General features: G+C 70.6%; 9 protein-coding genes. 1 reads left to right on the top strand and 8 read right to left on the bottom strand.

The genetic code is table 11. The annotated features are described in order from the left end of the window. The first annotated feature begins 53 nt into the window (after positions 1-53). Positions 54-1,355, top strand: a complete 1,302-nt coding sequence (locus tag ACSMXX_RS11075) for an MFS transporter (RefSeq protein ID WP_473183871.1) — start codon at positions 54-56, stop codon at positions 1,353-1,355. A gap of 81 nt (positions 1,356-1,436) precedes the next feature. On the opposite strand, the gene ACSMXX_RS11080 is transcribed toward ACSMXX_RS11075, so the two are convergent. The 8 genes from ACSMXX_RS11080 to ACSMXX_RS11115 all read right to left on the bottom strand — a co-directional run bounded on the left by ACSMXX_RS11080 (position 1,437) and on the right by ACSMXX_RS11115 (position 12,211). Beyond that, entirely contained in the window at positions 1,437-2,717 is a 1,281-nt protein-coding gene (locus tag ACSMXX_RS11080; protein ID WP_473184732.1) for a thymidine phosphorylase, read from the bottom strand. 82 nt (positions 2,718-2,799) lie between these two features. Next, positions 2,800-3,213 (bottom strand): cytidine deaminase, encoded by a 414-nt coding sequence (locus ACSMXX_RS11085; RefSeq protein WP_473183872.1) that lies wholly within the window; start codon positions 3,211-3,213, stop codon positions 2,800-2,802. Next, entirely contained in the window at positions 3,210-4,610 is a 1,401-nt protein-coding gene (locus ACSMXX_RS11090; RefSeq protein WP_473183873.1) for an ABC transporter permease, read from the bottom strand. The genes ACSMXX_RS11085 and ACSMXX_RS11090 overlap by 4 nt, the downstream gene beginning before the upstream one ends. Then, positions 4,607-5,716, bottom strand: a complete 1,110-nt coding sequence (locus tag ACSMXX_RS11095; RefSeq protein ID WP_473183874.1) for an ABC transporter permease — start codon at positions 5,714-5,716, stop codon at positions 4,607-4,609. Before ACSMXX_RS11095 ends, ACSMXX_RS11090 begins: the two co-directional genes overlap by 4 nt. Then, positions 5,713-7,287 (bottom strand): ABC transporter ATP-binding protein, encoded by a 1,575-nt coding sequence (locus tag ACSMXX_RS11100; protein ID WP_473183875.1) that lies wholly within the window; start codon positions 7,285-7,287, stop codon positions 5,713-5,715. The genes ACSMXX_RS11095 and ACSMXX_RS11100 overlap by 4 nt, the downstream gene beginning before the upstream one ends. A gap of 310 nt (positions 7,288-7,597) precedes the next feature. Next, positions 7,598-8,629 carry a BMP family lipoprotein gene (locus ACSMXX_RS11105; protein ID WP_473183876.1) on the bottom strand — a complete coding sequence of 344 codons (1,032 nt, stop codon included), beginning with the start codon at positions 8,627-8,629 and terminating at the stop codon, positions 7,598-7,600. 816 nt (positions 8,630-9,445) lie between these two features. Further along, positions 9,446-10,729, bottom strand: a complete 1,284-nt coding sequence (locus tag ACSMXX_RS11110; RefSeq protein WP_473183877.1) for an amidohydrolase — start codon at positions 10,727-10,729, stop codon at positions 9,446-9,448. A gap of 117 nt (positions 10,730-10,846) precedes the next feature. Then, complete coding sequence (locus ACSMXX_RS11115) at positions 10,847-12,211, bottom strand: hypothetical protein (protein ID WP_473183878.1); 1,365 nt, start codon at positions 12,209-12,211, stop codon at positions 10,847-10,849. Between the last annotated feature and the right edge of the window lie 7 nt (positions 12,212-12,218).

Here is a 12,218-nt window from a genome sequence, read left to right on the forward strand (position 1 = left end):
TTTCGACGTTCTGTGCATTGGACGCATCAGTGGGGGAATCGTAGCGTCGAAGCATGCCCTCCGCCGATACCGAGGCGTCCGCAGACGCGGACGCCGCAGCCGATGCCAGCGCCTCCGACTCCGGTTCCGTTCCCGAATCCACCAAGCTGAGCCCCGGCGACCCCGGCCACGGCAGGATGCGTCTCGCGCTCTTCGCCGCGGGGCTCGCTACCTTCGCGCTCCTGTACTCCACGCAGGCGCTGCTGCCGGAGATCTCCCGTGCTCTGCACGCCGATCCCGGCCTGGCGAGCTGGACGGTCTCCGGTGCGACGGTCGGTCTGGCGCTGGCCGTGTTGCCGCTGGCGGCCCTCTCCGAGCGCTTCGGGCGGCGCCGCATGCTGACGGTGTCGATGTCGGCCGCCGTCGCGCTCGCACTCGCGGTGCCGCTGGCGCCGGACATGGGCACGCTGATCGCGCTGCGTACGCTGCAGGGCGCGGCCATTGCGGGCGTGCCCGCCTCGGCGATGGCCTATCTCGCGGACGAGGTGCGCGGGAAGTATCTGGTCGGCGCCACGGGGCTGTTCGTCGCGGGGAACAGCGTCGGCGGCATGAGCGGCCGCATCCTCTCCGGCTGGGTCACCGAGGCGTGGGGATGGCGCGCGGGCCTGGCGGCGGTGGCGGTGGCGTCGCTGCTGTGCGTGGTGGCGTTCCGGCTGCTCGCGCCGCGGGCCCGCCACTTCCGGCCGAGCCCGCTGAACGCGCGGGGCCTTGCCCGTACGGTCTCGGCGCATCTGCACAATCCCCTGCTGGTGCGGCTGTACGCGATCGGGCTGCTGTTCATGATCGTCTTCGGCGGCGTCTACACGGTGATCGGCTACCGGCTGGTGGCCGAGCCGTTCGGGCTGTCGCAGGGGCTCGTGGGCTCCGTCTTCGTCATCTACCTGGTGGGAGCGGCGACTTCGGCCACGGCGGGCAGGCTCAACGCGCGGCTGGGGAGGCGCGGACTGATCTACGCCGGCATCGTCACCGCGTCGGCGGGTCTGCTGCTGAGCCTCGCCGACAGCCTGGTCGCGGTCGTCGCCGGACTTGTGCTGATCACCGCGGGCTTCTTCGCGGGGCACGCGGTGGCCTCCGGGTCCGTAAGCCACACGGCGAAGGAGGGGCGTGCGCAGGCCTCGGCGCTCTATCAGATGGCGTACTACACGGGCAGTTCGCTCGGTGGGGCCGTGGGAGCGGCGGCGTTCGCGGCGGGCGGCTGGGAGGCCACGGTCGCGCTGACGCTGGGCGCGATGGTCCTCGCGGCGGGTGTGACGTACTACGGCACGCGCAGCGCGGCCGCGGTGCACCGGCGCCGCCTCCGCGAGGCGCGGACCTGACCCGGGGGCACCGGGAGGCGGCCCGCCGGCGCCCCCGCTGCCCCCGTGAGGCGTGCAGGCCGAGCGCGCACACGCGGCCGGTCAGGCCGGCAGCCGCTCCAGCACGATCGACGTGACCGCGAACTCCGTGCCCTCCGGCGCGATGTCGTACGCGCCCGCGAGCGCCTCCAGCGCGTCCGCAAACTTCTCCGGGTTGTCCGAGTGCAGGGTCATCAGCGGCCGTCCCGCCGTGACGGGGTCGCCCGGCTTGGCGTGGAGTTCGATGCCCGCGCCCGCCTGTACGGAGTCCTCCTTACGGGCGCGGCCCGCGCCGAGCCGCCAGGCGGCGACGCCGACGGCGTACGCGTCGAGACGGGTGAGGATTCCGGAGGACGGCACCATGACGGGCTGCCGCTCGCGGGCCTCGGGCAGGACCGCGTCCGGGTCGCCGCCCTGGGCGGTGATCATGCGGCGCCAGTGGTCCATCGCACTGCCGTCGGCGAGCGCCTTCGCCGGGTCGGCGTCGGGGAGGCCGGCGGCGTCGAGCATCTCGCGGGCGAGCGCGAGGGTGAGTTCCACGACGTCGGCGGGGCCGCCGCCCGCCAGCACCTCGACGGACTCGCGTACTTCGAGAGCGTGGCCGACGGTGGCGCCCAGCGGGGTGTCCATGTCGGTCAGCAGTGCCCGCGTCCGCACGCCGTGGTCGTTGCCCAACTCGACCATGGTGGAGGCCAGTTCACGCGCGTCGTCCACCGACTTCATGAAGGCGCCGGAGCCGGTCTTCACATCGAGGACCAGTGAACCGGTTCCCTCGGCGATCTTCTTGCTCATGATGGAGCTGGCGATGAGCGGGATGGACTCGACGGTGCCGGTGACGTCGCGCAGCGCGTAGAGCTTCTTGTCGGCAGGGGCCAGACCGTCGCCCGCCGCACAGACGACCGCGCCCACCTCGCGCAGGACGCCGAGCATCTCCTCGTTGCTCAGCGACGCGCGCCAGCCCGGGACCGACTCCAGCTTGTCCAGGGTGCCGCCGGTGTGGCCGAGACCGCGGCCCGAGAGCTGCGGCACCGCCGCGCCGCAGGCGGCGACCAGCGGGGCCAGCGGCAGCGTGATCTTGTCGCCGACACCACCCGTGGAGTGCTTGTCGGCGGTGCGGCGCTCCAGGGAAGAGAAGTCCATCCGCTCCCCGGAGCGGATCATCGCGCCGGTCCAGTGGGCGATCTCCTCCCGCGACATGCCGTTGAGCAGGATCGCCATCGCCAGCGCCGACATCTGTTCGTCGGCGACCTCGCCGCGCGTGTAGGCGTCGATCACCCAGTCGATCTGTCCCGGGGTGAGCGTGCCGCGGTCGCGCTTCGTACGGATGACGGAGATGACGTCCATGGACATAGAGCGGAAGTCTCCTTCACACAACGGGCCGGCAGGACGGCAGACCCGGGATCGAGCGGGTGAGCGCGGCGCGCGCTCAGCGTTTCAGGTCGGCCGGTCCGAAGGCGTCCGGCAGCAGATCGGCCAGGGTGCGGACACCGCTCTCGGTCTCCATCAGGAGCTCCGGGCCTCCGTGTTCCCACAGCAGCTGACGGCAGCGCCCGCACGGCATCAGCACATCGCCGTGCCGGTCGACGCAGGTGAACGCGGTGAGCCGGCCGCCGCCCGTCGCGATGAGCGACGAGACCAGGCCGCACTCGGCGCACAGCGCCATGCCGAAGGCGGCGTTCTCCACGTTGCAGCCGGAGACGGTGCGGCCGTCGTCGGCCAGTGCCGCCGCACCGACCGGGAACCCCGAATAGGGGGCATAGGCCCGGGTCATCGCATCCCGGGCCGAGGCCCGCAGCGCCGCCCAGTCGACATCCGCGGAGCCGACCGGGGCGGCGGTCATGTGCCTTGCCCCCGGCGGTAGGACTTGCCGATGGCCTTGGGTGGTCGTAGCCGCTGCGCGGCGAGCGAGAGCACCAGGAGGGTGGTGATGTACGGGCTCATCTCGACGAACTCCAGGGGAACGGTGTCCGTCATCAGATACCACATCAGCAGCCCCACGGCGGTCACGCCACTGATGACCGCCTGCACCATTCCGCCCTTGCGCAGCTTCCACAGCGCGAGCGCCGCGAGCAGCACGGCGACGAGCAGCAGCAGCGCGTGCACGGTCGGACCGCCGGCGCGGAGCTGGAGCGCGTCCATGAAGCCGAACAGGCCGGCGCCCATGGCGACGCCGCCCGGACGCCAGTTGCCGAAGATCATGGTGGCGAGGCCGATGTAGCCGCGGCCGCCGGTCTGCTGGTCCTGGTAGATGTGCACGCCGATGGCGAGGAACGCGCCGCCCAGGCCGGCGAGTGCGCCGGAGGCGGTGACCGCCGCGTACTTGTACTTCAGGACGTTGACGCCGAGGGTCTCCGCCGCGACGGGGCTCTCACCGCACGAGCGCAGCCGCAGCCCGAAGGGCGAGCGCCACAGCGCGTAGAAGCTGCCCACGAAGAGGGCACCGGCAAGCACCGTCAGCCAGGAGACGTTGCTGACGAGCGAGCCGAGGATGCCCGCGGCGTCGGAGACGAGGAACCAGTGCTGTTTCTCGACGGTCTGCAGCCCGTCGGCCAGCCCGGGCACGGTGAAGGTCGGCATGTCCGCCATCGGCGGCGACTGTTTGTCGTTGCCGCCGGCCGCGGCGGCGGCACTGCCCTCCGCGCCGAACCACAGCTTGGCGAGGAACTGCACGACGCCGAGCGCCAGGATGTTCACGGCCACACCGGAGACGATGTGGTCGACGCCGAAGCTGACGGTCGCGATCGCATGTATGAGGCCGCCGAGCGCGCCGCCGACGATCCCGGCCAGGGCCGCTACCCACGGGCCGTGCTGCCAGCCCATCCAGCCGGCGGCGAAGGCGCCGAGCATCATCATGCCTTCGAGGCCGATGTTGATGACGCCCGCGCGCTCCGACCACAGGCCGCCGAGCCCCGCGAGTCCGATGGGGACGGCGGCGGCCAGCGCGCTGGAGTACTGGCCGCTGGAGGTGACCTGGTCGGAGCCCGTGACGATGCGGAGCAGCGAGAGGGCGACGAGCCCTCCGGCGATGATCAGCAGCACGACGGGGTACGAGAGCTTGCGCCGCTCGCCCCCGGGCTTCCGGCCGGTGGCGGTGCCGTTCCCGTTCCCGGGCCGCTTCCCGTTGCCGTTGCCGTTGCCTTTGCCGCCGCCCTTGCCGTTTCCGCCGCCGTTCGCGCCGCCCTCGCCGTGAGTGCCGGTGCCGTCCCCGCCGGTCTTGGCAGTGATGTTCGTGCTCACGCGGACACCTCCGCCTTCTTCTCGCTCGTACGGGCCTGAGCGGCCAGCTGCTCTCCGACCTGACGTTGCTGCCTGCGGAGCCCGTAGCGGCGTACGACCTCGTAGGCGATGACGACGCACAGGACGATGACACCCTGCATCACGCCGACGATCTCCTGGGCGTACTCCTCGAACTCCAGCTGCGTGCCTGTGCGTTCGAGGAAGCCCCACAGCAGCGCGCCGAGCGCCATGCCGACGGGGTGGTTGCGCCCGAGGAGGGCGATGGCGATGCCTGTGAAGCCGATGCCGGCGGGGAAGTCGGTGCCGTAGTTGTACGACGCGTTGAGCAGCGTCGGCATGCCGACCAGCCCCGCGACGGTGCCGGAGAGCACCATCGAGGTGACCACCATCCGCTTGACGCTCACTCCGCTCGCGGCGGCTGCCGACTCGGAACCGCCGACGGCCCGCAGGTCGAAGCCGAACCGGGTGCGGCCGAGCACGAACCAGTAGGCGATGCCGACGAGTACGCCGATGACGATGGTGCCGTAGATCGGGTCCGGGTCGGTCGGGATGGTGAAGAAGTGGCTGGAGGCCGGGATGTCCGGGGTGTGGAAGAGGTTGCCGTCCTTCTCCGCGAGCCTGCCGTCCTGAAGGAAGAAGCCGATGGTGGAGGCGGCGATGAAGTTCAGCATGATCGTGGTGACGACCTCGTGGATCCCCCGGGTGATCTTCAACAGCCCCGCGATGCTGGACCAGATCGCGCCGACCGCCATCGCGACAACGATGATGACCGGTATCTGGATGATGCCGGGCAGCGTCAGCGCACCGCCGACGACGGCGCCGAAGAAGGCCGCGATGCGGTATTGGCCGTCGACCCCGATGTTGAAGAGGTTCATACGGAAGCCGATGGCGACGGCGACCGCCGAAAGGTAGTACGGGATCGCCTTGTTGATGATCCAGACCTGGCTGTCGCTCTTGGAGCCGAAGTCGATCATCACGTAGAAGGCGTAGAAGGGGTCCTTGCCGGTCGTGAGGATGACCCCGGAGGTGATCACGAGAGCGGCGACGATCGCGAGCAGCGGAGCGCCGAGCGCGAGGATCAGCCTGTCCTTGTCGAACTTCTTCACCGCTCCTCGCCCCCGTCCCGCTGGCCCGGTACGGAGTCCCGCCCGGAGTTCTGCGCGGAGTCCTGAACGGAGTCCTGAACTTCCCCGTCGTCCTCGCTGCGTTCGAGGTGGCCGCTGGCGGCGCCCGTCATGGCGGAGCCCAACTCCTCCGGGGTGATCGTGGCGGGGTCGGCGTCCGCGACGAGGCGGCCGCGGTACATCACGCGCAGCGTGTCGGAGAGCCCGATCAGCTCGTCCAGGTCGGCGGAGATCAGCAGCACGGCCAGGCCCTCGCGGCGTGCCTCGCGTATCTGGTCCCAGATCTGCGCCTGCGCGCCGACGTCCACACCGCGGGTGGGGTGTGCGGCGATCAGCAGCTTGGGGTTGTGGCTCATCTCGCGTCCGACGATCAGTTTCTGCTGGTTGCCGCCGGAGAGCGAGGCCGCGGTGACCTCGATGCCGGGCGTGCGCACGTCGTAGTCGGCGACGATCCGCGCGGTGTCCGTCCGCGCTCCGGCGAGGTCGAGCAACTGGCCCTTGCTGTTGGGCACTTCGGTGACGTGCCCGAGCATGCGGTTCTCCCAGAGGGTGCCCTCCAGGAGAAGCCCGTGCCGGTGCCGGTCCTCGGGGATGTAGCCGATGCCCCCCTCGCGGCGCTCACGTGTGGAGCGCGCCGTGACGTCCTTGCCGTCGAGGGTGACGGTGCCCGCGTCGAGCTCGCGCATGCCCATGACGGCCTCGACGAGTTCGGCCTGGCCGTTGCCCTCCACGCCCGCGACGCCGAGGACTTCACCCTTGTGGATGGTGAACTCGATGCCGTCCAGGACCTCGCGTTCCGCGCCGTCGCCGTCGGTCGCGCACAGCCGCAGCCGCGCGACGGACAGCATCGGCGTGGTCGTCACCGTCGACTCGCGGGTCTCGGGCGAGGGCAGTTCGCTGCCGACCATCAGCTCGGCGAGCTGCTTCGGCGTCGTCTCCTCGGGCTTCACCGAGGCGACGGTCGTGCCGCGCCGTACGACGGTGATGTCGTCGGCCACGGAGAGGACCTCGCCCAGCTTGTGCGAGATGAACAGCACCGTGAGGCCCTCGGCCTTCAGCTCCCGCAGGTTCTCGAAGAGCGCGTCGACCTCCTGCGGTACGAGCACCGCCGTGGGCTCGTCGAGGATCAGCGTCCGTGCGCCCCGGTAGAGGACCTTGAGGATCTCCACGCGCTGCCGGTCGGCGACGCCGAGATCCTCCACGAGCACGTCGGGGCGGATGCCCAGCCGGTACGCGTCCGACAGCTCCTTGATCTTCTTACGGGCCTGGGCGCCGATGCCGTGCAGGCCTTCGGCGCCCAGCACGGTGTTCTCGAGGACCGTGAGGTTGTCGGCGAGCATGAAGTGCTGGTGCACCATGCCGATTCCGCGCGCGATGGCGTCGCCGGGCGTGGCGAAGGAGACCTGTTCGCCGTCGACGGCGATGGTGCCCTCGTCCGGCTTCTGCATGCCGTAGAGGATCTTCATCAGGGTCGACTTGCCCGCGCCGTTCTCACCGACGAGGGCGTGCACGGTGCCGCGGCGGACGGCGAAGTCGATGTCGTGGTTGGCCACGACCCCCGGGAACCGCTTGGTGATGCCGTGCAGTTCTACGGCCGGCCGGGAGGCCGCGCCGCTTTCGGGGCCCGCCGCGTCGGCGGCCGCCGGTGGGCTGCTGCTGGACGTTGAGATGACGCACTCTCCTGAAACGCTGCTGTTCAGTGGAGGGTTCGGCCCGTACCGGCGGAGGCTGGACGGTCACGGGCGTATCCACAGACGGCTTCCGCCTGTGGATACGCCCGGTCCCGGACTCCGTGCCGCCTCCCGCTCGGTGGGCGGAAGCCGCCGCCGGTCCTCCGTTACGTACGGCGGACCGGCAGCGGGATCACGGGGTGTCCTTGACCTTGATCTTGCCGTCGACGATTTCCTTCTTGGCCTTGTCGATGTCGCTCTGGATGTCGTCGATGAAGCCGCCCGAGCTGGCCAGCGAGACGCCGTCCTCCTTCAGGTCGAAGGACGTGGTGCCCTTCATCGGCTTCTTGTCCTCGACGCTCTTGACCAGGTCGAAGACGGCCACGTCGACGTTCTTCACGGCCGAGGTGAGGATCGCGTCCTTGTACTTCGACAGACCGGGCTGGTTGTACTGGTCGGAGTCGACTCCGATCGCCCAGGAGCCCTTCTTCTTGCTGACCTCTTCGATCGAGCCGACACCGGACTGGCCCGCCGCGGAGTAGATCACGTCGTTGCCCGCGTCGAGCATGCCCTTGGCCTTGTCCTTGGCGGCGGCCGGGTCGTTGAAGCCCTTGGTGTTGGTCGGGTACAGGTACTGCGAAGTGACCTTGACCTTCGGGTCGGTCTCCTTCACGCCCTGCTCGAAGCCCGCCTGGAACTTCTGGATCAGCGCGTTGTTGACGCCGCCTATGAAGCCGACCTCCTTGGTCTTGGTCTTCTTCGCGGCGGCGACACCGGCGAGGTAGGACGCCTCGTGCTCCGCGAAGACCAGACCGGCGACGTTCTTCCCCTCGGACGGGGAGTCGACGACGCCGAAGGTCGTGTCCGGGAACTTCTTGGCGATCTTGTTGACGGACTTGCCGTAGTCGAAGCCCACGCCTATGACCGGGTTGTACCCGGCCTTGGCCAGCGAGGTTATCCGCTGCTCGCGGTCGGCCTCGGTCTCGTCGTTGCTGGCCGTCATCTCCTTGAAGTCGACGCCCAGTTCCTTCTTCGCCTTGTCGACGCCACGGGCCGCCGCCTGGTTGAAGGAATGGTCGTCGCGGCCGCCGACGTCGAAGGCCAGGCCGACTCCCTTGTCCTTCTTGCCGGCGGACTCTGTGGAACTCTCACCGCACGCGGTGGCGGTCAGGGCGAGGGCCGCGGTGGTGGTGACCGCGGCTGCAAGCTTGGTTACCCGACGCAAGAGGACGTCCCCTTCGGCTCATGGAAGCGCCTCTTCCGGCGCTGGCTTCCGGCACAGATTAACGCGCGTAGATTCCTGGTAAAGGGGTTGCTGGAATGCTGTTATCGGATCGGTGCGAAGGGGGCTGCGCCCCAGGCCACAACGGTGCCGCGGCCCCCGACGCTGCGCGCGGGGGCGCGGCGGACGGTCGCGGTTCGCCGTGCGGGCGGTTCCGGGTGCCCCTCCGGCTGGCGCCTTGCGGGTGCCGTGTGCGCCCTCGGTGGGTGGGTGGTGCCGGGGGCGTGCCACTCCGGCACGCATGTCCGGACCCATGATTTACCTCCCTGAACCGACAACCGGTTGTCGAGCCCTTCATGTGCCGGTCGACAAATCACGGGCAAGCGTCCGGACACACGTACCTACGCGTCCCACCCCCTCCCGCCGGTCCAGCGGCTCCCCGATGGTGGTCACTACAGAGCCACCACTCCCTCCCGTAGTGGCCTAATCGCGGCCGCGAGTGCGTTACCCCGTCAACCACCCTTCATCAGGGGTCTGTTGGACCCCTGCCGCCTGAGGGCGGCACTGGACCCGACGGGACGGGCGAGGGGACTCACCGGAGACCACCGGGGGAAAGCCGCCGACGCACGGGAGGGGGCGGGACGTGGAGGCGGTGGTTCCGGGAAACTCAAGCAGGATTTGCGGACCGGCACATGCGAGGCAGCACAACGGCCCGTACCGGTACAGGGAGGAAAATCATGCCTTCCCGGAGCCGCCGCCGGAACGGCACGCCCCCGCCGCCAACCATGCACCGGAGGCGCACCCGGAAAGGCAGGCCCGCTACGCGGGCCCCGGCGTGTCCAGGAGGGCCGCTGCCGTGAAGAGTTCGACGCCCACCGTGATCGCCGACTCGTCGACGTCGAAGTCGCCCTGGTGAAGGTCCCGCGGGTGACGGTCCCCCGGAGCCCGTACACCGAGGCGGGCCATCGCGCCGGGGACGTGCTCCAGGTACCAGGAGAAGTCCTCGCCGCCCAGGCTCTGTTCGGTGTCCTCGACGGTGGGCGTCCCGCGCCGTGCCGTCATCGCCGTACGCAACAGCTCTGTCGTACCGGGCTCGTTGACGACCGGCGGCACGCCCCGCACATACGTGATCTCCGACTTCGCGCGGTGCAGCGTGGCCGTCTCGTCGATGGCGGCGTGCACCAGGTCGGGCGCGTCACGCCATGCCGCGATGTCCAGGCAGCGCAGTGTGCCGGAGAGTTCGGCCCGCTGCGGCACGACGTTGCAGGCGTGGCCGGATTCGATGCGTCCCCAGGTGAGGGCCATGCCGGCACGCGCGTCGACGCGGCGGGAGAGCAGCGCCGGGACCTCGGTGACGAGCTTCGCCGCGGCCGTGACCAGGTCGGTGGTCAGATGCGGGCGCGCGGTGTGGCCGCCGGGACCGGTGAGGGCCACCTCGACGCGGTCGCACGCGGAGGTGATGGGGCCGGGGCGCAGGCCGATGCGGCCGGCGTCGACCCGCGGGTCGCAGTGGACGGCCATGATCCGGCCGACCCCGTCGAGCGCGCCGCCGTCGATGGCGTCGGTGGCGCCGCCGGGCAGAACCTCCTCGGCGGGCTGGAAGAGGAGCCGTACGGAACGCGTGAGGTGACCCGCGCGGGCGAGGTCGGCGAGGACGAGCCCGGCTCCGAGCACGACGGCGGTGTGCACGTCGTGGCCGCAGGCGTGCGCACGGTCGGGGACGGTCGAGCGGTACGGCACGGACTTGGTGTCAGGAATCGGGAGCGCGTCGATGTCCGCGCGGAGCGCCAGCATCGGGCGCACGCCGTCCCACCGTTCGGCGAGGCCGGGGTGGATGTCGCAGATGAGGCCTGTTCCCATCGGCAGGGTCCTCGGCCGCAGGCCGGCCTGCTCCAGGCGGGCCTTGATGGCCGCGGTCGTACGGAACTCCTGGTTGCCCAGTTCCGGATGCATGTGCAGGTCGCGACGGAAAGCGACGAGTTCCTCGCGAAGCGCGTCGGGAAGTCTGCCGGGCAGCTCCGGGACCACGCCCAGCAGGGCTGCTTCGACTGCTGCTTCGCCGGTCGGGTCCACCTCCGGCTCGGGGGACAGGACTCTGTTCATATCCGCAGGGTAGGCGCATTCAGGCCACCTCATGCAGCCGATCAACGAAAGTTCAGCCCCTCAGGGGACCAAAAATTCTCAGGGCCGGCGATTATGTCCGGATGGAGGTGGGTATACCTAGGCGCTTGCCCGGTCGGCCTTCGTCGGTACGGAAGTCCGCGACGTTTGCTGAGGAGCGGGTGCCCCCTGCGGCCCGGCCGGGCCCGTTCCGGTTCCGCTTGCGGGCGGTGCCGCCTCCGGAGCCGTCGTGCCCCCGAGCTTCCGTACCCGGTGTGCGCTGTCGGTGACGCCCGAGAGGAAGCCCTCTGCGCGGGGCGAGGCATCGGCGGTGAACCACGTCCGGTCCACCTCGCAGACCGCCACCGAGACGGGCGTACCGGTCAGCGCGAGCGGCAGCGTGTGCACGACGGTGGACGGGAAGCTCACGATCGTACGGCCGATCGGTCCGCGGCGGGCGACCAGCTCCAGCGGCAGATCGGGACGGACGATCTCCAGGCCTGTGGCCGACTTCACGCGGTGAAGTTTCTCGCTGCTCTCGCGGCGGTGGGCGAAGTAGCGGGTGGCGCCGTGTGTACGGGCCAGCGCGGCGACCCCCTCCAGATAGCGCTCCAGGTCCACGACTCCCGTCTCCACGAGCGAGGTCCCGACCAGATCGGTGCCCCGGGTCAGCCGTGGGGGCCCGAAGCGTGCACGGGTCCAGGAGAAGTCGTTGGCGGAGACGGTGACACCGAGTTCGCGCAGCTGCCCGTCGGAGGCGTCGACAGGCATCGAGCTGAAGACCTCGACGCGGCGGACGCGCAGCCCGTCACGGGCGCCCGGCCCGTCCCCCGCCCGCGACGGGGAGACCCCTGGAGTGAGGCGCGAGCGTGCCCGCCGTGCGAAGGGCGCGAAGAGGACGGCCTGGGCCGCCGCCTGCAGCCCGGCCGGTGCCGAGCCCTTGCGGTGCCAGCGCACCAGCCGTTCCCCGCCCGCGAGTTGGGAGACGAACTCCATCGTGGCAGTGCCGTCGTCGACGACGACGACGCTGCGGGCGGAGGTGAGCGTGAGGAGCAGCTGCACGTAGCGCGAGAACGGATCGCCGATGACGACCCGGGTCGCGTGGCGCAGATCGCGCGCGAGTGAACCGACGGTCTTGAGCGGAGCCGTGGGACCGCCGCGCGCGTCCTCCCAGCGCACGGCGATGCCCTCGTCCCGGGCGAGCTCCGCGACCCTGCGCAGCTGGCCGCGCGTCATGGGGTCGTGGGGTGAGAGGACGACCACGGTGAGGCCGTCCCCCGCATCCTCCCCGGGGGTCCCCGGGGCCCCCGGGGACAGAGCCTCCGCCGAGCCGGCCGTCCCCGGCCCGGGCACGGCGGAGATCAGCGCCGCGGAGTGCGCCCACTCCAGGACGTTGAGGAGCTGTACGGGGCTCTCGACGAAGGCCAGCGTGCCGCCCGTCCTTCTTCCCCGGGCGCGGGCCCCGTCCCGTCCGCTTCGGCTCACTGCTCGG

It is taken from the genome of Streptomyces sp. DSM 116795 (genome assembly GCF_055792905.1).

What these genes read in the sequence shown, in the direction of transcription:
- ACSMXX_RS11080 (WP_473184732.1), bottom strand. Translation starts at nt 2,717, where the DNA reads ATGGACGTCATCTCCGTCATCCGTACGAAGCGCGACCGCGGCACGCTC.
- ACSMXX_RS11075 (WP_473183871.1), top strand. Translation starts at nt 54, where the DNA reads ATGCCCTCCGCCGATACCGAGGCGTCCGCAGACGCGGACGCCGCAGCC.
- ACSMXX_RS11085 (WP_473183872.1), bottom strand. Translation starts at nt 3,213, where the DNA reads ATGACCGCCGCCCCGGTCGGCTCCGCGGATGTCGACTGGGCGGCGCTG.
- ACSMXX_RS11110 (WP_473183877.1), bottom strand. Translation starts at nt 10,729, where the DNA reads ATGAACAGAGTCCTGTCCCCCGAGCCGGAGGTGGACCCGACCGGCGAA.